Source organism: Xanthomonas sp. BRIP62415, assembly GCF_003993515.1.
In the GTDB taxonomy this organism is placed as follows: Bacteria; Pseudomonadota; Gammaproteobacteria; order Xanthomonadales; family Xanthomonadaceae; genus Xanthomonas; species Xanthomonas euroxanthea.
The window spans coordinates 305,907-330,466 of record NZ_QEZH01000013.1; the positions used below are offsets into that span (position 1 = coordinate 305,907).

Below are 24,560 nucleotides of genomic sequence, written 5' to 3' on the forward strand. Positions count from 1 at the left end.
CGGATGGGGGCCGGAATCGCTGCGACGCGATCACCACAGACACCTCGGGAACGCCCCGCGCCGGAATCCCGGCGCAGTTTCGGCACGACGCTTGCATTGGTGTGGATGCCTCCCTGGCTGACCGCACCCATGAGCGACTCCGTTACCTCCATCCTCTCGCAGATCCGCAGCTACCAGACGCAGATGGGCCAAGGCCCGATGGGCGCGGTGGGCGATGCGGCGCGCGGCAACCAGATCCAGGGGCTGGCCGGCACGCAGGGAACGACGGCCACCCAGGCGCCGAGCTTCAGCGAGACCTTGCGCGGCGCCATCGGCGGCGTGAACGAGGCTCAGCAGAAGTCCGGTGCGTTGGCCAAGGCCTTCGAAATGGGCGACCCCAGTGCCGATCTGGCACGGGTCATGGTCGCCTCCCAGCAGTCCCAGGTGGCCTTCCGCGCCACCGTGGAAGTCCGCAACCGTCTCGTCCAGGCTTATCAGGACGTCATGAACATGCCGCTGTAAGGGTTGACGACACATGGCACTCGCGATCACCAAAGAAAACATGAACCAAAACGCCGAAAAGGCGGGGCAATGGTTCGACCGTGTCCGCAGCCTGCAGATCACCCGCAAGCTGACCATGATGGCGATGATCGCTGTGGCGGTGGCGGCCGGTCTGGCGGTGTTCTTCTGGTCGCAGAAACCCGGTTACCAGTCGCTGTACACCGGCCTGGACGACAAGGGCAATGCCGAGGCGGCCGACCTGCTGCGCACCGCGCAGATCCCGTTCAAGATCGACCAGGACACCGGCGCCATCTCGGTGCCGCAGGACCGTCTGTACGACGCCCGCCTGAAGCTGGCCGGCTCCGGCCTGACCGGCAAGGAAACCGGCGGCGGCTTCGAGCTGATGGAAAAGGACCCGGGCTTCGGCGTCAGCCAGTTCGTCGAAAACGCCCGCTACCAGCACGCCCTGGAAACCGAGTTGTCGCGCACCATCGGCACCCTGCGCCCGGTGCGCGAAGCCCGCGTGCACCTGGCCATTCCCAAGCCCAGCGCCTTCACCCGCCAGCGTGACGTGGCCAGCGCCTCGGTGGTGCTGGAGCTGCGCGGCGGCCAGGGCCTGGAACGCAACCAGGTCGACGCCATCGTCAACCTGGTCGCCTCCAGCATCCCGGACATGACCCCCGAGCGCGTCACCGTGGTCGACCAGAGCGGCCGCATGCTCTCCATCGCCGATCCCAACAGCGACGCCGCCCAGCACGCCGCCCAGTTCGAACAGGTGCGTCGCCAGGAAAGCTCCTACAACCAGCGTATCCGCGAGCTGCTCGAGCCGATGACCGGCCCGGGCCGGGTCAACCCGGAAGTCAGCGTGGACATGGACTTCTCGGTGGTCGAGGAAGCCCGCGAGCTCTACAACGGCGAGCCGGCCAAGCTGCGCAGCGAGCAGGTCAGCGACACCAGCACCAGCGCCACCGGCCCGCAGGGCCCGCCGGGCGCCACCAGCAACAGCCCCGGCCAGCCGCCGGCGCCAGCCGCAAACGCCACTGCCGGCGCACCGGGCACCCCGGCCGCTGCCAATGGCCAGGCCGCCGCAGCGGCCGCGCCGACCGAAAGTTCCAAGAGCGCCACCCGCAATTACGAATTGGACCGGACCTTGCAACACACCCGCCAGCCGGCCGGCCGCATCAAGCGGGTGTCGGTGGCGGTGCTGCTGGACAACGTCCCGCGCCCCGGTGCCAAGGGCAAGATGGTCGAGCAGCCGCTGACGGCCGCCGAGCTGACCCGCATCGAGGGCCTGGTCAAGCAGGCGGTGGGCTTCGACGCGGCCCGTGGCGACACGGTGTCGGTGATGAACGCCCCGTTCGTGCGCGAAGCGGTGGCCGGCGAGGAAGGTCCGAAGTGGTGGGAAGACCCGCGCGTGCAGAACGGTCTGCGCCTGCTGGTCGGTGCGGTGGTGGTGCTGGCGCTGCTGTTCGGCGTGGTGCGCCCCACCCTGCGCCAGCTCACCGGCGTGACCGCGATCAAGGAAAAGCAGGCCAAGGGCGGCAACGATGGCACTCCGCAGAGCGCCGACGTGCGGATGGTCGACGATGACGACCTGATGCCGCGCCTGGAAGAGGACACCGCCCAGCTCGGTCAGGACCGCAAGACCCCGATCGCGCTGCCGGACGCCTACGAAGAACGCATGCGCCTCGCACGCGAAGCAGTCAAAGCCGATTCAAAACGTGTCGCACAAGTCGTGAAGGGATGGGTCGCCAGTGAAGCCTGATACACCACCGATGACCGGCGTACAGCGCGCCGCCGTGCTGCTGCTGTCGCTCGGGGAAAGCGACGCCGCCGAAGTGCTCAAGCACATGGACCCCAAGGAGGTGCAGAAGATCGGCATCGCCATGGCCACCATGACCGGCATCTCGCGCGACCAGGTCGAGAAGGTCATGGACGAGTTCAACGGCGAACTGGCCGGCAAGACCTCGCTGGGCGTGGGCGCCGACGACTACATCCGCAACGTGCTGATCCAGGCGCTGGGCGCCGACAAGGCCGGTGGCCTGATCGACCGCATCCTGCTCGGCCGCAACACCACCGGCCTGGACACCCTGAAGTGGATGGACCCGCGCGCGGTGGCCGACCTGGTGCGCAACGAGCACCCGCAGATCATCGCCATCGTCATGGCGCATCTGGACAGCGACCAGGCCGCCGAGGCCCTGAAGCTGCTGCCCGAGCGCACCCGCGCCGACGTGCTGCTGCGCATCGCCACCCTGGACGGCATCCCGCCCAATGCGCTGAGCGAGCTCAACGACATCATGGAGCGCCAGTTTTCCGGCAACCAGAACCTCAAGTCGTCCAACGTGGGCGGCATCAAGGTGGCCGCCAACATCCTCAACTTCCTGGACACCGGCGCCGACCAGGGCGTGCTGGGCGAGATCGGCAAGATCGACGCCGACCTGGCCGGCAAGATCCAGGACCTGATGTTCGTGTTCGACAACCTGGTGGACCTGGACGACCGCGGCCTGCAGACGCTGCTGCGCGAAGTCTCCGGCGAGCGCCTGGGGCTGGCCCTGCGCGGCGCCGACGTCAAGGTGCGCGAGAAGATCACCCGCAACATGTCCCAGCGCGCGGCCGAGATCCTGCTCGAGGACATGGAAGCGCGCGGCCCGGTGCGCCTGGCCGACGTGGAAGCGGCGCAGAAGGAAATCCTCACCATCGTCCGCCGCCTGGCTGACGAAGGCGCCATCAGCCTGGGCGGCGCCGGTGCGGAGGCGATGGTATGAGCGACATCGTCACCCGCTGGCTGGCCCCCGACCTGCACCTGGAGCCGGCCCCGCCGGAGCCGGAATTCGACGAACCGGCGGTATACGAGCCGGTGCTGCGTCCGCCGACCCTGGAAGAGATCCAGGCCATCGAAGACGCCGCCCAGCAGGAAGGCTTTGCGCGCGGGCATGCCGACGGCTTTGCCCAGGGCCAGTCGGAGGTGCGCCGCCTGACCGCGCAGATCGACGGCATCCTGGACAACTTCACCCGCCCGCTGGCGCGGCTGGAGAACGAAGTGGTCGGCGCGCTCGGCGAGCTGGCCGTGCGCATCGCCGGTTCGCTGGTCGGGCGTGCCTATCAGGCCGACCCGCAGTTGCTGGCCGAGCTGGTGCACGAGGCCATCGACGCAGTCGGCGGGGCCGGCCGCGAAGTGGAAGTGCGCCTGCACCCGGACGACATCACCGCGCTGCTGCCGCATCTGGCGCCCAGCAGCACCACCCGCGTGGCCCCGGACCTGAGCCTGAGCCGCGGCGACCTGCGCGTGCACGCCGAAAGCGTGCGCGTGGACGGAACACTGGACGCGCGCCTGCGGGCCGCGCTGGAGACGGTCATGCGCAAATCCGGAGCGGGCCTGTGAGCGACCTGTTGGGCACCACCCCGGCCCCGGCCGACTGGCTGGACGCGCGCAACCTGCGCCTGGCCACCCGCCTGGGCGGCCTCGGGCTGGAACCCACGGCCGGGCGCACCCTGATCCGCGAAGGCATTCTGCGTCGCGCGGTCGGCCTGACCCTGGAAGCCACCGGCTGCGAGGCGCCGATGGGCGCCACCTGCAAGGTCGAGGTCGACGGCGGCTGGGTCGATGCCGAAGTGGTCGGCTTTGCCGGCGAACGCACCTACCTGATGCCCAGCGCCGAACTGCATGGCCTGCTGCCGAACGCCCGCGTGGTGCCCTCGCGGCGCCGCGGCGGCGTGGAAGTGGGCGAAGGCCTGCTCGGCCGCGTCATCGACAGCGATGGCACCCCGCTGGACGGCAAGGGCCCGATCCGCGGCGAAGGCAGCGTCAGCATGGCCGGCGTGTCGATCAACCCGCTGGCACGCGAGCCGATCACCACGTCGCTGGATGTCGGCGTACGCGCGATCAACGCACTGCTGCCGATCGGCCGTGGCCAGCGTGTCGGCCTGTTCGCCGGCTCTGGTGTCGGTAAATCGACACTGCTCGGCATGATGACCCGCTTCACCTCGGCCGACGTGATCGTGGTCGGGCTGATCGGCGAACGTGGCCGCGAAGTGCGCGACTTCGTCGAAACCACCCTGGGCGAAGAAGGCCTGCGCCGCGCCGTGGTCGTGGCCGCCCCGGCCGACCGCCCGCCGTTGGCGCGCCTGCATGGCGCCTACCGCGCCACCGCCATCGCCGAATGGTTCCGCGACCAGGGCCTGAACGTGCTGCTGCTGATGGACTCGCTGACCCGTTTCGCCCAGGCGCAGCGCGAGATCGGCCTGTCGGTCGGCGAGCCGCCGACCACCCGCGGCTACCCGCCGTCGGTGTTCGCCAAATTGCCGGCACTGGTCGAACGGGCCGGCAACGGCGCCAAGGGGCGCGGCTCGATCACCGCCTTCTACACCGTGCTGACCGAAGGCGACGATCCGCAGGACCCGATCGCCGACGCCGCGCGCGCCATTCTCGACGGCCACATCCTGCTCTCGCGCCGGGTTGCCGACAGCGGCCTGTACCCGGCCATCGACGTCGAATCCTCGGTCAGCCGTGTGGTGCAGGACATCGCCGACGACACCTGGCGCCTGCGCATCCGCAAGCTCAAGCGGCTGCTGTCGGCCTACACCGCCAACCGCGACCTGATCGCCATTGGCGCCTACCAGCGCGGCAGCGATCCGGCCACCGACGAAGCATTGGCGCGCTGGCCGGAGATCGTCGAATTCCTCGGCCAGGACGTCCACCGGGCCGCCGACCTGCCCGACAGCCTGTCCGCGTTGCAGCGGCTGGTCGAACCCGAGAACTAATCCATGATGCAATCCAAACGGATCGACCCGCTGCTGCGCCGCGCCCAGGAACAGGAAGACAAGGTGGCGCGCGACCTGGCCGAGCGTCAGCGCGCCCTGGACACCCACCAGTCGCGCCTGGAAGAGCTGCGCCGCTACGCCGAGGAATACGCCAACAGCCACATGGCCGGCACCAGCGCCGCTGCACTGAGCAACCGCCGCGCCTTCCTGGACCGGCTCGACAGCGCGGTGCTGCAGCAGGCACAGACGGTGGAAAACAACCGCAACAAGGTGGAAGCCGAGCGCACCCGGCTGCTGCTGGCCAGCCGCGAGAAGCAGGTGCTGGAACAGCTGGCCGCCAGCTACCGCGCGCAGGAGAACAAGGTGATCGAACGCCGCGACCAGCGTGAGATGGACGACCTCGGCGCGCGTCGTTCGCGCCTGGCCCGCAGCGAAGATACCCACGGAGAATCCGCATGAACCCCTTGTCCGCCTTTGCAGCCGGCCTCGGCGCCCTCGCTAGCACCGGCAGGAAATCCAGCTACAGCGATCCCTCGTCCGAGCCGGACGCCGGCCAGGACCAGTTCGCGCGCATGCTCAACCCGGCCAACACGCCGAACCAGGCCCCGCCGCAGGCGCCCGAGCGCGTGCCGGCCAAGCAGGCCGCGCCCAAGCCCAGCCAGCCCGACAGGCAGCGCAGCGACGACGACCACGGCGACGATGCGCCCGGCGATGCCACCGCACGCCCGCGCGCGCAGGACGGCGATGCCAAGGCCGCCAAGGCCGGCGCCAAGGAACCGGCTGCCGCCGATGGCAGCAGCGCCGCCGCCTCCGCCAAGACCGGCAAGCCCACAACCAACGACGAAGACGCACCAGCCGACGCAGCCACCGCCACCGACACCGGCTGGCCACCGCCGGGCCTGGGCGGCTTCGGTATGGGCCTGCTGACGCAGGCACTGCCCGGTGGCGATGTACTCGCCGCCGCGGCCGCGGCACTGGCTGCCGGGGTGACCGCTGCCGCCGGCACCACGCCGACCGCAACCGCGCTGCCGACCGACGCGGCCGCCCCCGCTGCACCCTCGACCGCCGGCACCGCCCTGCCCGCGTTGGGCGCGCTGGCACCGGCTGCCGCCGCCGGGGCCAAGCCCACGTCCGTCACCGCCTTGAGCGGCGACGCCCAGGCGGCTGCGCTGATGAGCATGGCGACCAAGGCGCTGGACCCGGGCACCGACGACAGCGCCGGCCCGGCCGCGCCGGACGCCCCGGCGTTCGTGCTGCCAACCACCACCACCGCGACCGCGCTCGGCCGCCTGCAGGAGCCGGCGCCGGTGTTCAGCGCCTCGCCCACCCCGACCCCGGACATGGGCAGCGACAGCTTCGACGACGCCATCGGCGCGCGCATGAGCTGGCTGGCCGACCAGAAGATCGGCCATGCGCATATCAAGGTGACCCCGAACGAGATGGGTCCGGTCGAGGTGCGGCTGCACCTGGACGGCGACAAGGTCAATGCCAGCTTCAGCTCCGCCAATGCCGACGTGCGCCAGGCGCTGGAGCAGAGCCTGCCGCGCCTGCGCGAAATGCTCGGGCAGAACGGCTTCCAGCTCGGCCAGGCCGATGTCGGCCAGCAACAGCAGAGCCAGTCCGGCAACCGCAACGGTGGCGGCAGCGACGGCAACGGCCTCAGCCTGGACGACAGCCCGCCCGTCGGAATTCCGTCGGTGGTGCTGCGCCAGCGTGGATTGCTGGACGCCTACGCCTGAGCCCGCGCGCCGGGAACGTCCCGGCGCGGCCGAAAACCGCATGTCGGCACATGCCGGCACCGCCCACCCACCCTCGCAGCGCAAGGCTTGCGGGGGTTTTGTCGTTGAACCCGCACGTGCGCCAGGAAACCGTCGCGTCATTGGCATGCCAATTGCATCCATTGGATGAGCATTCCCCTGGAGCAGACTGTGGCAGCCGCTGAAAAACCCAAGAAGACCGAAGACAAAGACGACAAGGGCGACAAGAAGAAGGGCGGCAAGAAACTTCTGCTGATCGCCGTCGGGGTCGTGGTGCTGGCCGCGGCCGGCGGCGGCGCCTGGTTCTTCTTCGGCCACAAGGGCGAGGAGAAAGGCGGCAAGCACGACGCGCCCAAGGTGGCCGAGGTGCCCAAGCCCGCGCAGTACTTCCCGATGGACCCGGCGATCGTGGTCAACCTGGCCGACCCCGGCGACGGCCCGCAGTACCTGCAGGTCGAAGTGCAGCTGGTCACCCGCGATCCGGAAGACCTCAAGCTGATCACCGAAAACGCCCCGGCCATCCGCGCGCATCTGCTGATGCTGCTGTCGCAGGTCAAGGCCGCCGATGTGGCCGACCTGGTCGGCAAGCAGAAGCTGCAGAAGGCGGCCCTGGCCGAAGCGCAGAAGGTCATGACCGGCGAGACCGGCAAGAAGTGCGTCGAAGAACTGCTGTTCACCAGTTTCGTCACCCAGTAAGGCCTGCCCCATGAGCGTCAGCGATCTGCTTTCCCAGGACGAAATCGATGCCCTGCTGCATGGCGTGGATTCGGGTGCGGTCAACACCGAGCCGGAGCCGCTGCCCGGCGAGGCGCGCCAGTACGACCTGTCCAGCCAGGACCGCATCATCCGTGGCCGCATGCCGACCCTGGAGATGGTCAACGAGCGCTTCGCGCGGCTGTGGCGCATCGGCCTGTTCAACCTGATCCGGCGCTCTGCCGACCTGTCGGTGCGCGGCATCGACCTGGTCAAGTTCAACGAGTACATGCACTCGCTGTATGTGCCCACCAACCTCAACCTGATCCGCTTCAAGCCGCTGCGCGGCACCGGCCTGATCGTGTTCGAACCCACGCTGGTGTTCACCGTGGTGGACAACTTCTTCGGCGGCGACGGCCGTTACCACACCCGTATCGAAGGCCGTGAATTCACCGCCACCGAGATGCGCGTGGTGCAGCTGATGCTCAAGCAGACCTTCGCCGACCTGAAGGAAGCCTGGGCGCCGGTGATGGAAGTGGACTTCGAGTACATCAACTCGGAGATCAACCCGCATTTCGCCAACATCGTCACCCCGCGCGAGTATGTGGTGGTGTGCCGCTTCCATGTCGAACTGGAAGGCGGCGGCGGCGAGATCCACATCACCCTGCCGTATTCGATGCTGGAGCCGATCCGCGAACTGCTCGATGCCGGCATCCAGAGCGACCGCAACGACCGCGACGACTCCTGGAACGTGATGCTGCGCGAGCAGCTGGACACCGCCGAGGTGACCCTGTCCAGCGTGCTGGCCAGCAAGCGCATGAGCCTGCGCCAGCTCACCGGCCTGAAGGTCGGCGACATCCTGCCGATCGACCTGCCCGCACAGGTGCCGCTGTGCGTGGAAGACATCCCGTTGTTCACCGGCGAATTCGGCGTGTCCAATGGCAACAACGCCGTCAAGATCACCGCCGTACGCCCGCCCGGCGTGCAAGCCCCACGCGCCGTTCCCTCCCAGGACTCCAGCAAATGATCAACTCCGACACCCTCGACGCCGCGCCCGCCACCTTCGACAGCCTGCAGGCCGAGCACGACAACAATGCCACCGACCTCAACCTGGACGTCATCCTGGACGTGCCGGTGACGCTGTCGCTGGAAGTGGGCCGCGCGCGCATCCCGATCCGCAACCTGCTGCAGCTCAACCAGGGCTCGGTGGTGGAGCTGGAGCGCGGCGCGGGCGAACCGCTGGACGTGTACGTCAACGGCACCCTGATCGCGCATGGCGAAGTAGTGGTCATCAACGACCGCTTCGGCATCCGCCTGACCGACGTGGTCAGCCCCAGCGAACGGATCCGGAGGCTGCGGTGATCGGCCTGCTGGCCGCTGCCGCGCCGGTCGCGGCCAAGGCCACCCAGGTCGGCGCGCAGGCGCCGTCCTCGCCCAGCCTGTTTGGCGCGGTCTTTGCATTGCTGCTGGTGCTCGCGCTGATCGTCGGCCTGGGCTGGTTGCTCAAGCGCATGCCCGGCAGCGGTTTCCGCAATACCGAGGGCCTGCGCGTGGTGACCAGCCTGGCGGTGGGTGCCAAGGAACGCGTGGTGGTGGTGGAGGTCAACGGCCAGCAATTGCTGCTGGGCGTCACCGCCGGCGGCATCAACACCTTGCACACCCTGTCCGAACCGCTGCCGCCCGCGCCCGCCCCCACCCTGCCCAACTTCAAGCAACTTCCCAATTTCGCCCAGCTGCTGGCACAGAAGCTGCGCAAGGACCCGTGACATGTTGAGTCGTTGGAATCGCTGGGGGCGCAGCCTCCGCCTGGTGCTGATCCTGCTGGTGATGAGCTGCCCGCTGCTGGCCGCGGCCACGCCTGCCGCATTGCCGGCCATGGCCCAGGCCGCCGCTCCCGCCGCAGCGCCGGCGGCCGCTCCGGCCGGCGCCAATCAGCTGCCATCGTTGCCCAATGTCAGCGTCGGCCGCATCGGCGACCAGCCGGTGAGCCTGCCGCTGCAGACCCTGCTGCTGATGACGGCAATCACCCTGCTGCCGTCGATGCTGCTGGTGCTGACCGCCTTCACCCGCATCACCATCGTGCTCGGCCTGCTGCGCCAGGCACTGGGCACCGGCCAGACCCCGTCCAATCAGGTGCTGCTGGGGCTGTCGATGTTCCTGACCGCGCTGGTGATGATGCCGGTGTGGCAGAAGATGTGGGGCGCCGGGCTGTCGCCGTACCTCAACAACCAGATCGATTTCCAGACTGCCTGGACGCTGACCACCCAGCCGCTGCGCGCCTTCATGCTGGCGCAGATCCGCGAGACCGACCTGATGACCTTCGCCGGCATGGCCGGCGACGGCAAGTACGCCGGCCCGGACGCGGTGCCGTTCCCGGTGCTGGTGGCCTCGTTCGTGACCAGCGAGCTGAAGACCGCGTTCGAGATCGGCTTTCTGATCTTCATTCCGTTCGTGATCATCGATCTGGTGGTCGCCAGCGTGCTGATGTCGATGGGCATGATGATGCTGTCACCGATGCTGATCTCGGCACCGTTCAAGATCCTGCTGTTCATCCTGGTGGACGGTTGGGTGCTGGTGGTCGGCACATTGGCGGCGAGCTTCAACGCGTCGTAGCCGCGCGGTCTGCATGCGCGCCGCCCCGCCGGCGTGTCTACCCGGTTTGCCGGCGTCGCCCAAGGCCGAGCAGCAAACGCCGACGCTACCGCAGAGCAAACAACGACCGCGATAGCCAGTGCAGCCAACAGCGGCCGAAGCGCACAGCTGAGCAATGCGCCAGCCGAACCACCCAACACGCGTGGCTTCGCCTCGCACCCTCACTCCAACCCCTCTCCCGCTGGAGAGGGGCGAGCTTCTGCAGACCGCACCTTCGTCAGCCCATACCCGTCGCACAGCTCAAATCTCCTCCCGATTCCCGATTCCCGATTCCCGATTCCCTATTCCCGATTCCCGATTCCCCAATCCCATTCCCTTTGGCACCCCACTTGCATCACCACACCCATGAGCCCTGAAATCGCCCTGACCGAATTGCGTGGTGGCCTGGTCACCGTCCTGTGGATTGCCGGACCGATGTTGCTGGCGGTGCTGGTCGTCGGTGTCGTGATCGGTGTGGTGCAGGCCGCCACCCAGTTGAACGAACCGACCATCGCCTTCGTGGCCAAGGCGGTCGCGCTGACGGCCACCTTGTTCGCCACCGGCAGCATGCTGCTGGGGCATCTGGTGGAGTTCACCATTGCGCTGTTCCAGCGCATTCCGCATCTGATCGGCTAGCGGACCAGCGCGGATGGATGCTGCCACCCAGATGGTGATCGACGGCCAGCGCGCGTTCGCGATGGTCGGGGCGATCATGTGGACGATGCTGCGCACCGGTGCGTTGCTGACCGCGATGCCGTTGATCGGCACGCGCGCGGTGCCGGGACGGGTACGGGTGATGCTGGCCGGCACCTTGTCGATGGTGCTGGCGCCGCTGCTGCCGCCGGTGCCGGACTGGGACGGATTCACCGCGCAGGCGGTGCTCAGCGTCGCCCGTGAGCTGGCGGTAGGCGCCAGCATGGGCTTCATGCTCAAGCTGATCTTCGAGGCCGGCGCGATGGCCGGCGAGCTGGTGTCGCAGTCCACCGGCCTGTCGTTCGCGCAGATGTCCGACCCGCTGCGCGGGGTGACCTCCGGGGTGATCGCGCAGTGGTTCTACCTGGGATTCGGCTTGCTGTTCTTCGCGGCCAACGGCCATCTTGCGGTGATCGCGCTGCTGGTGGACAGCTACAAGGCCCTGCCGATCGGCACCGCCATCCCCGACGCCGCCGCATTCGCGGAAGTGGCGCCCACCCTGTTTCTGCAGATCCTGCGCGGCGGGCTCACCCTGGCATTGCCGATGATGGTGGCGATGCTGGCGGTCAACCTGGCCTTCGGTGCGCTGGCCAAGGCCGCGCCGGCGTTGAATCCGATGCAGCTGGGCCTGCCGTTGACGGTGTTGCTGGGGCTGTTCCTGCTGTCCAGTTTCGCCAGCGAATTCGCCCCGCCCGTGCAGCGCATGTTCGATACCGCCTTCGACGCCGCCAGGGAACTGACCGCCTAGCGGGCACATCCGTAACTGTGAACTGACTCAAGTTTCGCCCTGGCCAGCCGTCAACGCCACAGGACGATTGATACCGCCAGTCGCCATCACTCACCCCACGCCAACGCCCGCGGGAACCGATGCCCAACGTGTCTGCGCTGTTCGCTCCGATTGCGTCACGAGGCGGCCACTGGTGGGCCCGGGCCTGCGTCTGGATGCTGGGGCTGGCGGTGTGCGGGCACGCCCAGGCACAGACCTACAGCTTCCGCGACTACGCCCAGGCCGATGGCCTGCAGGGCATGACCGTCAACAGCCTGCTCGAAGACCGCCAGGGCGTGGTCTGGGTGGGCACCGAGCTGGCCCTGCACCGCTTCGAGCGCGAGAGCTTCATACCGGTCGGCCAGGAAAGCGGCCTGGATGCGCGCTACATCCGTGCACTGGCGCTGGATGCGGCAGGACGGCTCTGGGTGGCCAGTGCCAACGGCGTGTTCGTCCGCGACGGCGGCGCATTCGTGCAACTCCTGCATGACGGCAAACCGATCCGCGCCGACAGCGGCAACGTGCTGGCCGCCTACGCCGACGGCATGGTGGTGGTCAGCGAGAACGCCTTGCTGCGCCTGTCGCCGGAGCGCACGGGCGGCTGGTCGGTGCGCCCGCTGCCGTTGCAGCTGGCCGATGGCACCTCCCTGCCCGCCGGCAAGGCACTGCTGGCCGATGGCACGGCGCTATGGACCAGCTGCGGACAGCACGTCTGCCGGATCGACGCGAACGGGCGCAGCGAGCTGCTCGGGCAAGCCGACGGTGTGCCGGAGCGGCAGTGGCGGGCGATCTTCCGCGACCACCAGGGCACCGTGTGGCTGCGTGGCGGTGGCCTGGTGCTGGCGCGTGCGCCGGGCGAGCGCGTATTCCGCAGTCATGCGGCACCGGCAGGCACCAGCTTCGACACGCTCTCGGCGGCCACCACCCTGTCCGAAGACGCACAGGGCCGCCTGCTGACGCGTTCCGATCGCGGCCTGGTGCGCTGGGAAGGCGATCACTGGCGTTATTTCGGCCATGACCAGGGGCTGCCGATCAGCCCGATGGTCGGCCCGCTGATGATGCAAAGCACCGGCCAGCTGTGGATCGGCACCCGCGGCCTGGGCGTACAGCGCTGGCTGGGCTACGGCAACATCGAGCACTGGGACGAGCAGCAGGGGCTGGCAGAAGCGCCGACCTGGATGATCCAGCGCCTGCCCAGCGGGGAACTGCTGGTCGGCGGCGATGCCGGCTCCAACATGCTGGATCCGCGCAGCGGCCGCATGCAACCCTGGACGCTGGACGACGGGCAGCCGCTGCTGCAGTCGATCTCCATGGCGCTCTCGCCGGCAGACGGCGCGGCCTGGGTGGCGCGCTCGTCCGGCGCACTGGCGCGGCGCGATCCGCACAGCGGCAGGACCGTCGACGTGCTGCAGCTGGGCCTGCCGATCAACAAGCTGCTGTTCGACGCCACCGGCACCTTGTGGATCACCACGCCGCGCGGCCTGTATCACATGCCGCCGGGCGCGCCGTATCAGGCCACCCGCGATGCGGGCGTGCCGGCCGCGTTCATAGGCGATGTCGATCTCGATCCCCGGGGCCGGCTCTGGGCCAGTACCCGCGAGGGGCTGTACAACCGGCGGGCGGACGGCACCTGGCAACGCGTGCAGGTGCGTGGCGCGCTGCCCAGCCAGGATTTCTTCCTGATCGATTTTGCCCCCGATGGCGAGCTGTGGATCTCGCTGCGCGATACCGGGCTGTGGCATGGCTGCCTGCAGGCCGATGGCGTGCTGGCGCTGCGCGCGGTCGACGACCCGCTGGTGGCGCGGGTGATGCCGTTCATCCTGCGCCACGACCGCAAGGGCCGGCTGTGGCTGGGCAGCAGCCAGGGCCTGGACATGCTGGAAAACGGCCACTGGTCGCGGGCCACGCGCACCGAGGGCCTGTTGTGGGACGACATGTCGGCCAATGCATTCTTCGAGGACGTGGATGGCAGCATCTGGCTCGGCAGCAGTCGCGGCGCCACCCATCTGATCGATCCGTTGCGCGTGTTCGCCGCACCGCCATTGCGCGCGGACATCCTGCGCGTGCGGCGTGGCAACCAGGCGATCACCGCGGGGACACAGGTCGATTGGTCGCAGGTGCCGCTGGATGTGGACATCAGCGCACCCGGCGCCGAAGGCGGCCCGGACCGCATCGGCTTCCGCTACCGGGTGGAGGGCCACCAGGCCCGCTGGACCACGACCTCGCTCAGCCACCTCACCTATCCCCTGTTGCCACCCGGCGCCTACACGCTGGAAGTACAGGCGCTGGACGCCTACCAGCGTAGCGCCAGCCCGGTGGCGCGGCTGCCTTTCGTGCTGCGCCCACCGTGGTGGCGCGGCGCCCCGGCAATGGCCGGCTACGTGCTGCTGGGCATTGCGGCGGTGATTGCGTTGCTGCGCTGGCGCACGCGCAAGCTGCTGCGACGCAAGCGCGAGCTGGAGCAGCTGGTGGCCGAGCGCACCGCCGAGCTGGAGCAGGACAAGCGCGAGCTGGAAGCGGCGCGCGCCGAACTCGCGCTCAAGGCCACCCACGACGAATTGACCGGGCTGCTCAACCGCGCCGGCATCCTGCACGCGCTGCGCGGCATGCTGGCCCATGCCGATACCAGCGCGCAGCCGCTGGCGGTGGCGCTCATCGACCTGGACCACTTCAAGCTGGTCAACGACCTGCATGGCCATCTGGCCGGGGATGCGGTGCTGGCCGAGGTCGGCCGGCGCCTGGATACGCTGGTGCGCGGCGACAACCGCATCGGCCGCTACGGCGGCGAGGAATTGCTGGCGCTGCTGCCGGGGCTCGGTGCCGAGGCCAGCCATCGCCTGCAGGCGCTGCATCGCGGCATCTGCGGCGACTACCCCATCGATGGCGGCGGCTTGCCGGTGACCTGTTCGGTGGGCGTGGCCTGGTTCCAGCCGGGCGAAACCCTGGAACAACTGCTGGCCCGGGCCGACGCCGCGCTCTATCGCGCCAAGCGCAGTGGACGCAACCGCATCGATTACGACCAGGTGGCCTACCACGCGGCGGCCAACGGCTGAACCTGCATTGCCACGCAAGCTGAAAAGCAGTGCCAATGCTGGGATCTGCAAACCGGCCGGGGCACGCAGCGCGCCTTACCGACGCATCGCCGACAACGCCATGTCTGCTGCCCAATGGAGGCCTGGGCGCGGGCAGCACGCAGCCGTTGCGCAACCGGCATCAAGCAATCTGCGTGATGGCGCCTGCAGCGACAGTGCGCGGTTCGGGAACAACAGGCCACTTATATGGCGGTGCCCGCTGCGCAATCACGCCACCATGCCTGCTCACGCATTAAAGAAACACACGTGAACAGCCGCTAGTCGGTTTACTGCGGCCTACGATGGGGGCCGCCCATGGCAAGCGTGAGACACCCGCGCGAAGGGCGCGGAGCACGCAGGTCGACGCGTGGGAGAGTGCAACGCCCGTGGGGTCTGAGTACCGCCAATGCAGGTCGTCACACCGGTGTGCACCGTTGCTGGCGGTGCTGCTGCTGGGATTGCTGTTGCTGGCCGATCTGGCTGCCGCGCAGAGCGCGAGCATTCGTCGCTATGCCCACGACCAGGGCCTGCTCGGGCTTGCCGGCACCTGCCTGCTGCAGACCCGCACCACGCTGTTGTGGGTGTGCACCGAAAGCGGCCTGTATCGCTACAACGGGCGCAGCTTCCAGCAGGTCGAGCTGGATGGCCTGCGCAACGAACCGATTGCCTCGATGAGCGAAGCCGCCGACGGGCGGCTGTGGGTGGCCGGCTTCCAGGCGCTGTTTGTCGGCGACGAGCACGGCTTCCGCAAGCTGGCCCCCGATGAGGCCGAACATCTGCAGGAAGACATGCTGCTGGCCAGTCCCTCCTGGGGCACGGTGCTGGCCAATGGCGGCACGCTGGAGCGGTTGAGCGCACGCGGCAATGGCCGCTGGCATAGCGAACCGTTGCTGGACACCGCCACCCGGGTGCGCGTGCCCGAACTGGCCAAGGTGCTGAGCCTGTCGGCGGAAGGCGACACCTTGTGGGCCGGCTGCGCCAGGCGGCTGTGCGCCATCGATGCGCAGCGCAAGGTGCAGGTCTACGGGCCGGACCAGGGCGTGCCGGAAGATCGCTGGTACAGCGTGTTGCGCGACCATGACGGCGCACTGTGGGTGCGTGGCACCGGCAACCTGCTGTATCGCGCGCCGGGCGCAAGCAGATTCAGTGTGCGGCCGCTGCCATTGCTCGATGGCAGCACCATCGGGCGACAGGCGCCGTTGGTGCTGGACCGCGAAGGGCGCGTGCTGGTCCGCCGCAACGACGGTCTGGCGCGCTGGGAAAACGGCCGCTGGCGCAGCTTCGGTGCCGGCAACGGGCTGCCGCCCGGCAGCAGCGACGCGATCCTGGTGGACCGCGATGGCGATGTCTGGATGACCGTCGATGGCGAAGGCCTGGTGCGCTGGGCCGGCTACGAATGGATCGAGAACTGGGACGCCTCGCAAGGCATGCCGGCCGCCCCCACCTGGTCGATCGCCCGCGACGCGCAGGGGGCGCTGCTGGTCGGCAACGAACACGGTGCCGGCCGCCAGGCCGATCCCGCGGGGCGGTTCGTTCCGGCCTTGCCGGCCTCCGGGATCCAGATCATTGGCATGCAACGCAGTGCCGACGGCAGCCTGTGGACGCTCAATTCGGCAGGTTTCCTGCGCCGCACCTGGCCGGATGGCCGTAGTACCCAGGTCGCCAAGCTGCCGCGTACCGCGCGCCGCCTGCTGATCGACCGGCAGGGGCGGATGTGGATGCTCAGCGCGGGCGGGCTGTTCGTGATCCGGCGCCCGCTGGAAGGCGGCACGATGGAAGCGGTCGCCGACATGCCCACGATCGCCTACACCGACATCCAGCAGACCGCCAACGGCACGCTGTGGGTGTCCACCGCCAACGGCCTGTTCCGCCTGCAGGGCGCGCGCTGGTCCAGGGTCGAGGTGCTGGTCAACGGCGGCACGTCCGACCCGTGGATCAGCAAATTCCACATCAGCGATGGCGGCGAGGTGTGGCTGGCGTTCTATCGGCCCGGTCTCTGGCACGGCATGCTGCTGGGCGACCGGCTGGACCTGCAGGCGATCAGCGACGAAGCGCTGCGCGAGGTCGGCGTCTACCTGATGCGTGGCGACAGCCTCGGCAGGGTCTGGGTGGGACACGCACGCGGCGTGGAGGTCTACGACGGGGAGCGTTGGGCGCATCTGTCGCAGTCGCAGGGCCTGCTGTGGGACGACATCTCCGAAGCGGCCTTCGCCGAGGATCCGGATGGATCGGTCTGGATCGGCACCTCGCGCGGCGTGAGTCATCTGCTGGATCCGGCGCAGCTGTTCGATGCGCGCCAGCCCAGCGTGCGCATCGACAGCGTCAGCCGCGGCGGCGTACCGGTGCAGCAAGGCCAGTTGCTGGGCTGGAGCGACAAGCCGCTGCATATCGAGCTGTCCACGATGGAGGTGTACGACGACCCGAGCCGCCTGACGGTGCGTTACCGCCTGCGCGGCCTGCACGACGCATGGATCCAGAGCGAGGACCTGTCGATCGACCAACCGCCGCTGCCCTCCGGGCATTTCCGCCTGCAGGTGCAGGTCCTGGACCGCTACCGCCGCACGGCCTCGCCGATCGCCGAGCTGGCGTTTGCGGTGGCGCCGCTGTGGTGGCGCAGCCCGCCGGCGATCGCGTTGTATGTGCTGATCGGCAGCGCATTGCTGGCCGGCCTGTGGCGCTGGCGGCATCGCCATCTGGTTGCACGCGAGCGCATGCTCGCCGAACTGGTGGCCGAGCGCACCTACCAGCTGGAACACGAAAAACGCGACCTGGAAAGCGCGCGCGCAGCGCTGGCTCTGAAGGCCAGCCACGATGCCCTGACCGGCCTGCTCAACCGCTCCGGCGTGCTCGACGCCATGGCCGAAGAACTGCAGGCCTGCGCGCACGGCGGCCATCCGCTGGCGGTGGTGCTGATCGATCTGGACCACTTCAAGCTGGTCAACGACCAGCACGGGCACCTGGTCGGCGATGCGGTGCTGGCCAAGGTGGGTGCGCGCCTGACCAGCTGCCTGCGTGACTCGGACAGGGTGGGCCGTTATGGCGGCGAGGAACTGCTGTTGCTGCTGCCGGGCATGTCGCGGCACAGCCAGCACCGGCTGCGCGCCATCCACGAAAAGCTCAGCCTGGCACCGTACGAGGTCGGCACCACCCGGCCGCTGCAGGTGACCTGTTCGGTGGGCGTGGCCTGGTTCCGGAGCGGCGACAACGCCGCCACGCTGCTGGCGCGTGCCGACGAAGCGCTGTACCGCGCCAAGCGGCATGGCCGCAATCGCATCGAACCGGAAGAGCCCGAATCGTCGGTGGCATGAGCATGCGCGTTGCCGCTCGGGCGTAGGTCGGTTCGACACCCACGTACGGATCCTGCTTCCGATACACGGCACCCACGCGTGCAGTGACGCCGACCCGCCTGCCGATCACAGGTGCGGCAGCATCGTCGCCTTGCGCAGAAACTGCATGGCTGACGCGCCACATCACCGCATCGCCTGCCGCCCGCGCCAGGCCGATCAGCGCATGCGCGTTGGATCGCTTCTGGCTGCCCGCAGGCGCTCAAGAACTGGCGCCCGGGGTCGCTACGTGCTTGAGCAAGCGCGTCCTTCGGCGCTGGAAGTGGATGGGTGGTCGGAACCTACAACCCTGGCATGGTGATGCTGTCGCTGGTGGTGGCCGTGCTGGCCTCCTATACCGCGCTGCATCTGGCCGCACGTGTGACGGCCAGTCGTGGCAGCGATGCCGTGGCCTGGCTGATGGGCGGCGCGGTGGCGATGGGCATCGGCATCTGGTCGATGCACTTCGTCGGCATGCTGGCGTTTCGCCTGCCGATTCCGCTGGGCTACGACCTGGCGCTGACCACTTGGTCGATGCTGGCGGCGATTCTGGCCGCAGCCCTGGCGCTGTGGTTGACCTCGCGTGCGAACCTGCCGTGGCCGCGGCTGGGCCTGGGTGCGGTGCTGATGGGGCTGGGCATTGCGTTGATGCACTACATCGGCATGGGCGCGCTGCGCATGTCCCCGGCCATCAGCTACGACCCGCTGCTGTTCGGGCTGTCCATCCTCATCGCCATCGGCGCCTCGGCAGCGGCGTTGTGGATCGCCTTCCGGCTGCGCCACGGCGGCCGCCGCTACAGCCTGCGGCTGATCGCGGCGATGATCATGGGCGTGGCGATCGTGGGCATGCATTACACCGGCATGGCGGCCGCGCGGTTCGCGCCCGGCAGCCTCTGCGGTGCGGCGGCCGGTGCGCACCTGCCGCTGCCCTGGCTGGCGGCCGTGGTGGTGCTGGTCACGCTGGCGCTGCTGGCGCTGGCGTTGGTGATCTCGGTACTGTCGCGGCGGTTCCAGCAACGCACCGACGTGCTCTCCGCGTCGTTGGCGCAGGCCAATGCCGAGCTGGTGCAGGCGGCCCTGTACGACCCGCTCACCCGCCTGCCCAACCGCGTGCTGCTGCACGAGCACGTGCTGCAGGGCATCGACCGCGCCCAGCGCGACGGGCAACGCTTTGCGGTGATGCTGATCAACCTGGATGGATTCAAGGCGATCAACGATGGCTACGGCCACCCGTTCGGCGACCAGTTGCTGGTGGCGGTGGCCGAGCGCATGCGTGCACACCGGCGCGCCCACGGCAGCCTGGCGCGGCTGGGTGCCGACGAGTTCGTGCTGGTATCGGCCATCGCCGACCCCGAGGATGCCGCCGCGATCGCCGCGCATCTGCTGCAGGCACTGGCGGTGCCGTTCCTGGTCGCCAACCAGGAATTACGCCTCAGCAGCAGTGTCGGCATTGCGCTGTATCCGGAGGATGCCGGCAGCGAGCACCAGTTGATGACCCATGCCGATGCGGCGATGCGTCACGCCAAGCAGGCCGGGCGCAATCGTTACAGCTTTTTCGAGCGCTCGATGACCGGCACCACCCGCGAACGCCTGCAGCTGCTGCAGGATCTGCCGCGTGCGCTGGAACTGGGCCAGTTCGTCCTGCATTACCAGCCCAAGTACTGCGCCGACGACGGCCGCCCGATCGGTGCCGAGGCGCTGATCCGCTGGCAGCACCCCGAGCGCGGCCTGGTGCCGCCGGACAGCTTCATCCCGCTGGCCGAGCGCAGCGGCATGATCGGCCCGCTCGGCAGCTGGGTCCTGCAGCAGGCCTGCCGGCAGATGCGTGACTGGCGCGAGGCCGGACATGGGCACTGGCGCGTGGCGGTCAACCTGTCGGCCACGCAACTGGCCTCGCCCAGCCTGCTGGACGAGGTGGCCACCACCCTGGCCGACTACGCGATCCCACCGGCCCAGCTCACCCTGGAAATCACCGAGAGCATGGCCATGCGCGATGCCGAAGCCTGCCTGCGCACGCTCGGCCAGCTCAACACGCTGGGCGTGCGCATCGCCATCGACGACTTCGGCACCGGCTATTCCAACCTGATGTACCTGCGCAAGCTGCCCGCGCACGAACTCAAGATCGACCGCAGCTTCGTGCAGGCCCTGGACAACGGCCCGGAAGACATCGCCATCGTCGCCGCGGTGGTGGCGCTGGCGCACACCATGCGCCTGCAGGTGGTGGCCGAGGGCGTGGAGACCGCCGCCCAGCGCAACACCCTGGAACGGCTGGGCTGCGACCAGCTGCAGGGCTATCTGCTGGGCCGGCCGATGGACGCCGAGCACTTCATCGCGGTGGTGGTCGCCCAACGCGACGGCGCAACTCGCCCGACCGGTTAAGCGAAAGGCGTCAAAACGACCGCCGCCCCGGCATCTGCCATCAATCTCTGACCCGCCAACCAAGCCAAGCACCAGCCTGCACTGGTCCGCCGCCCCCCATTTCATGTCTGCGGCCCTCCCCCGCGCACGCGGCGACCTGCGCGCCTTCCAACTGCAACAGCCGTCGCAGGCGCGCAGGCGGGGCGATCTACCGCGATGGCAGCGCCATCCACAGAGCCCGGCGTGCGCTTGCTCACCACCAGCCACAACACCCCGCCAGCGGCTCCACGCACGGCCGCTGCTCTTCCGATTCCCTAATCCCGATTCCCGATTCCCGGCCACCATCTGGAACGCAGCTTGCATGAGACCAGGCTGATCCCCCACCGGCATCTCCATGTCCGAGTCCGAAGACGGCGGCGAACGCACAGAGCTTCCCACCGAAAAACGCCTGCGCGAAGCCCGCGAGCAGGGCAACATCCCGCAATCGCGCGAGTTGTCCACCGCTGCGGTGTTCGGCGCCGGCGTGTTCGCGCTGATGGCCCTGGCCCGCGGCATCGGCGATGGCGCCAGCGTGTGGATGAAGACCGCGCTCAGCCCGGACCCGAAGATGCGTGAAAACCCGATGGCGCTGTTCGGCCATTTCGGCGACCTGCTGCTGCAACTGCTGTGGGTGATGCTGCCGCTGATCGGCATCTGCCTGGCCGCCGGCCTGGCCGGCCCGTTGCTGATGAGCGGGCTGCGGTTTTCCGGCAAGGCGATCATGCCCGACCTCACCAAGCTCAACCCGGCCAACGGGATCAAGCGCATGTGGGGCAGCAACAGCCTGGCCGAGCTGGTCAAGTCGGTGCTGCGGCTGCTGTTCGTCGGCCTGGCCGCCAGCCTGTGCATCTCTAAGGGCCTGCACGGCCTGCGCTCGCTGGTGAACCAGCCGCTGGAACAGGCCGTGGGCAACGGCCTGGACTTCACCAAGAGCCTGCTGTTCTACACCGCAGGCGCGCTGGTGCTGCTGGCCGCCATCGACGCCCCGTACCAGAAGTGGAACTGGCTGCGGAAGCTCAAGATGACCCGCGAAGAGATCAAGCGCGAGATGAAGGAAAGCGAGGGCAGCCCGGAGGTCAAGGGCCGCATCCGCCAGATGCAGATGCAGATGTCGCAGCGCCAGATGATGGAAGCGGTGCCCAAGGCCGACGTGGTGCTGATGAATCCGACCCACTATGCGGTGGCGCTCAAGTACGAAGGCGGCAAGATGCGCGCCCCGATCGTGGTGGCCAAGGGCGTGGACGAAATGGCCTTCCGCATCCGCGAAGCCTGCGAACAGCACCGGGTGGCGATCGTCACCGCCCCGCCTTTGGCACGCGCCTTGTATAGAGAAGCGCAAATTGGCAAGGAAATTCCCGTGAGACTCTATTCGGTCGTGGCCCAGGTGCTGTCCTACGTCTACCAGCTGCGTGGCTGGAACGGCGGCCCGATGCCGGAATTGCCGTCGCTGGACGTGGATGAGTTCGGCAAGGGAGCCAGCGCATGAGCGCCCAACCCGCCCCGATGAACGCCCGGCGCATCATGGAGTTGCTGCGCAACGGCCTGGGCGCGCCACTGGCCCTGATGGCCATGCTGGCCATGCTGATGGTGCCGCTGGCCGCACCGGTGCTGGATGCCCTGTTCACCTTCAACATCGCCATCTCGCTGATGGTGCTGCTGGCGGTGGTGTACGTGCAGCGCCCGCTGGAATTCACCATTTTCCCGATCGTGCTGTTGATGACCACGATGCTGCGGCTGGCGCTGAATGTGGCCTCCAGCCGCGTGATCCTGATCAACGGCCAGGACGGCCATGCCGCGGCCGGCAAGGTGATCGAGGCGTTCGGCCAGTTCGTCATCGGCGGCAACTACGCCGTGGGCATCGTGGTGTTCGCGATCCTGACCATCATCAACTTCGTGGTCATCACCAAGGGTGCCGGGCGCGTGTCGGAAGTGACCGCCCGCTTCATCCTGGACGCCATGCCCGGCAAGCAGATGGCCATCGACGCCGACCTCAACGCCGGTTTGCTGACGCGCGAGGAAGCCAAGGCCCGCCGCGAGGAAGTCCGCGAGGAAGCCGACTTCTACGGTGCGATGGACGGTGCCAACAAGTTCATCCGCGGCGACGCCATCGCCGCCATCCTGATCCTGTTCATCAACCTGATCGGCGGCATGGCGGTGGGCATGTTCCAGCACGGCATGAGCTTTGTCGATGCCGCCTCCACCTACACCCTGCTGTCGATCGGCGACGGCCTGGTGGCACAGCTGCCGGCCCTGCTGGTGTCGTCCTCGGTGGCCCTGCTGGTGACCCGCGCCTCGCGCGCGCAGGACATGCGCGGCGCCATGATCAGCCAGGTGTTCGGCCAGCACCGCGCCCTCGCGGTGGCCGCGGCCATCCTGGGCCTGGTCGGCCTGGTGCCGGGCATGCCCAACGTCGCGTTTTTGACGCTGGGCCTGATCCTGGGCGTGATCGCCTGGAAAATGTACAAGCGCAGCCTGGTCATCCCGCCGACCGGCGACCCGGCCACCGACCCCAAGGCCGCCGCGGCGGCCACCGCCGCCCAGGCCAGCTCCGAGCTGAGCTGGGACGAGCTGCGCCCGATCGACCCGCTGGGCCTGGAAGTGGGCTACCGGCTGATTCCGCTGGTGGACAAGAACCAGGGCGGCGAACTGATGGCGCGCATCAAGGGCGTGCGCCGCAAGCTCACCCAGGACATCGGCTTCCTGGTGCCGCCGGTGCATATCCGCGACAACCTGGAGCTGTCGGCCAACGCGTATCGGCTGCTGGTGCACGGCGTGCCGGTGGCCACCGCTGAGATCTATCCCGACCGCGAACTGGCGCTGGACCCGGGCGGTGCGCTCGGCCAGCTCGACGGCATTCCCGGCAAGGACCCGGCGTTCGGCCTGGATGCCACCTGGATCCAGCCGCATCAACGCGCCTATGCCGAATCGATGGGCTACACCGTGGTCGACCCGGCCACCGTGGTCGCCACCCATCTGTCGCACCTGATCCGCGAACACGCCCCGGAACTGCTCGGCCACGAGGAAGTGCAGCAGTTGCTGGCGACCCTGGCCAAGACCGCGCCGAAGATGGTCGAGGACCTCACGCCGAAGGCGCTGCCGCTGTCGGTGGTGGTGCGCGTGCTGCAGAACCTGCTGATCGAGCGCATCCCGGTGCGCCAGCTGCGCAAGATCGTCGAAGCGCTGGTCGAACACGCCCCGCACAGCCAGGACCCGACCACGCTCACCGCCGCAGTACGCACCTCGCTGGGCCGCTTCATCGTGCAGGAGATCGCCGGCATGTCGGCCGAGCTGCCGGTCTACACGCTGGCCCCGCAGCTGGAGCGCGTGCTGCAGGAATCCACCCACGGCAACGGCGTGGCGCTGGAACCCGGCCTGGCCGAGCGCCTGCACCAGAGCCTGGCCGACTGCGTCGGCAAGCAGGAAGCCCGCAACGAACCGGCGGTGGTGCTGGTGCCCGGCCAGGTCCGCGCCGCGCTGGCCCGCCTGGTCCGCCACAGCGTGCCGAGCCTGTCGGTACTGGCCTACAGCGAAGTGCCCGAAGACAAGCGCCTGAAGCTGGTCGGCACAATCAGCTAAGGCGTAGGAGCGCACCCGGGCGCGAGGGGCTTTCCCGGGACAGCCCCATCGCGCCCAGGTGCGCTCCTACGACGCGCCGGGTATCCGACGGCACGCTGCAAACCAGAACACCCCTGTAGGAGCGCACCTGGGCGCGAGGGGCTTTCCCAGGACAGCCCCGTCGCGCCCAGGTGCGCTCCTACGACGCGCCGGGTATCCGACGGCACGCCGCAAACCAGGACACTCCTGTAGGAGCGCACCTGGGCGCGACCGGCGTTACCGGAACAGCCCCGTCGCGCCCGGGTGCGCTCCTACGACGCGCCGAGCAATCCGACGGCATGTCGCAAACCAGAACACCCCTGTAGGAGCGCACCTGGGCGCGACGGGCCTTACCGGGACAGCCCCATCGCGCCCGGGTGCGCTCCTACGACGC

19 protein-coding genes are annotated in these 24,560 nt (G+C 68.7%); all 19 read left to right on the top strand.

Going from position 1 to position 24,560, the window contains the following annotated elements; translation table 11 throughout:
- Nucleotides 1-129: 129 nt before the first annotated feature.
- On the top strand, nt 130-501 hold the full coding sequence (gene fliE / locus EO141_RS04555; RefSeq protein WP_164739059.1) for a flagellar hook-basal body complex protein FliE: 372 nt from the start codon (nt 130-132) through the stop codon (nt 499-501).
- A gap of 13 nt (nt 502-514) precedes the next feature.
- On the top strand, nt 515-2,245 hold the full coding sequence (fliF, locus tag EO141_RS04560) for a flagellar basal-body MS-ring/collar protein FliF (RefSeq protein ID WP_104582701.1): 1,731 nt from the start codon (nt 515-517) through the stop codon (nt 2,243-2,245).
- A gap of 10 nt (nt 2,246-2,255) precedes the next feature.
- Nucleotides 2,256-3,245, top strand: a complete 990-nt coding sequence (gene fliG / locus EO141_RS04565) for a flagellar motor switch protein FliG (RefSeq protein ID WP_016904678.1) — start codon at nt 2,256-2,258, stop codon at nt 3,243-3,245.
- Entirely contained in the window at nt 3,242-3,862 is a 621-nt protein-coding gene (locus EO141_RS04570; RefSeq protein WP_127168612.1) for a FliH/SctL family protein, read from the top strand. The genes fliG and EO141_RS04570 overlap by 4 nt, the downstream gene beginning before the upstream one ends.
- A complete protein-coding gene (gene fliI, locus EO141_RS04575; protein WP_104648693.1) occupies nt 3,859-5,241 on the top strand; it encodes a flagellar protein export ATPase FliI in 1,383 nt (460 codons plus the stop codon). The genes EO141_RS04570 and fliI overlap by 4 nt, the downstream gene beginning before the upstream one ends.
- 3 nt (nt 5,242-5,244) lie before the next feature.
- Nucleotides 5,245-5,700 (top strand): flagellar export protein FliJ, encoded by a 456-nt coding sequence (gene fliJ / locus EO141_RS04580; RefSeq protein ID WP_104582704.1) that lies wholly within the window; start codon nt 5,245-5,247, stop codon nt 5,698-5,700.
- Nucleotides 5,697-6,980: a flagellar hook-length control protein FliK gene (locus tag EO141_RS04585; protein ID WP_127168613.1), complete on the top strand. Its 1,284-nt coding sequence runs from the start codon at nt 5,697-5,699 to the stop codon at nt 6,978-6,980. Before fliJ ends, EO141_RS04585 begins: the two co-directional genes overlap by 4 nt.
- A 165-nt stretch (nt 6,981-7,145) precedes the next feature.
- A complete protein-coding gene (locus EO141_RS04590) occupies nt 7,146-7,694 on the top strand; it encodes a flagellar basal body-associated FliL family protein (protein WP_180496968.1) in 549 nt (182 codons plus the stop codon).
- Nucleotides 7,695-7,704: 10 nt separating this feature from the next.
- Nucleotides 7,705-8,718: a flagellar motor switch protein FliM gene (gene fliM / locus EO141_RS04595; protein WP_104582707.1), complete on the top strand. Its 1,014-nt coding sequence runs from the start codon at nt 7,705-7,707 to the stop codon at nt 8,716-8,718.
- Nucleotides 8,715-9,053 carry a flagellar motor switch protein FliN gene (gene fliN, locus EO141_RS04600; RefSeq protein ID WP_104648690.1) on the top strand — a complete coding sequence of 113 codons (339 nt, stop codon included), beginning with the start codon at nt 8,715-8,717 and terminating at the stop codon, nt 9,051-9,053. Before fliM ends, fliN begins: the two co-directional genes overlap by 4 nt.
- Nucleotides 9,050-9,457 (top strand): flagellar biosynthetic protein FliO, encoded by a 408-nt coding sequence (fliO, locus tag EO141_RS04605; protein WP_104582709.1) that lies wholly within the window; start codon nt 9,050-9,052, stop codon nt 9,455-9,457. The genes fliN and fliO overlap by 4 nt, the downstream gene beginning before the upstream one ends.
- Before the next feature lies 1 nt (nt 9,458).
- A complete protein-coding gene (gene fliP, locus EO141_RS04610; protein WP_039521458.1) occupies nt 9,459-10,304 on the top strand; it encodes a flagellar type III secretion system pore protein FliP in 846 nt (281 codons plus the stop codon).
- Nucleotides 10,305-10,688: 384 nt separating this feature from the next.
- Nucleotides 10,689-10,958: a flagellar biosynthetic protein FliQ gene (locus tag EO141_RS04615; RefSeq protein ID WP_005917968.1), complete on the top strand. Its 270-nt coding sequence runs from the start codon at nt 10,689-10,691 to the stop codon at nt 10,956-10,958.
- Nucleotides 10,959-10,971: 13 nt separating this feature from the next.
- Nucleotides 10,972-11,763, top strand: coding sequence for a flagellar biosynthetic protein FliR (fliR, locus tag EO141_RS04620; protein ID WP_053051291.1), 792 nt, complete (start codon nt 10,972-10,974; stop codon nt 11,761-11,763).
- A 119-nt stretch (nt 11,764-11,882) separates the two neighbouring features.
- Nucleotides 11,883-14,834, top strand: a complete 2,952-nt coding sequence (locus EO141_RS04625; RefSeq protein WP_164739060.1) for a ligand-binding sensor domain-containing diguanylate cyclase — start codon at nt 11,883-11,885, stop codon at nt 14,832-14,834.
- A gap of 404 nt (nt 14,835-15,238) precedes the next feature.
- The gene (locus tag EO141_RS04630; protein WP_127168614.1) at nt 15,239-18,160 is read left to right on the top strand and encodes a ligand-binding sensor domain-containing diguanylate cyclase; all 2,922 of its coding nucleotides are present in this window, start codon (nt 15,239-15,241) and stop codon (nt 18,158-18,160) included.
- Between the two features lie 306 nt (nt 18,161-18,466).
- Nucleotides 18,467-20,554 carry an EAL domain-containing protein gene (locus tag EO141_RS04635; protein WP_047125413.1) on the top strand — a complete coding sequence of 696 codons (2,088 nt, stop codon included), beginning with the start codon at nt 18,467-18,469 and terminating at the stop codon, nt 20,552-20,554.
- A 373-nt stretch (nt 20,555-20,927) separates the two neighbouring features.
- Nucleotides 20,928-22,058 carry a flagellar biosynthesis protein FlhB gene (flhB, locus tag EO141_RS04645; RefSeq protein WP_104585136.1) on the top strand — a complete coding sequence of 377 codons (1,131 nt, stop codon included), beginning with the start codon at nt 20,928-20,930 and terminating at the stop codon, nt 22,056-22,058.
- A gap of 17 nt (nt 22,059-22,075) precedes the next feature.
- Nucleotides 22,076-24,148, top strand: coding sequence for a flagellar biosynthesis protein FlhA (gene flhA / locus EO141_RS04650; RefSeq protein WP_181108620.1), 2,073 nt, complete (start codon nt 22,076-22,078; stop codon nt 24,146-24,148).
- Nucleotides 24,149-24,560: the final 412 nt, after the last annotated feature.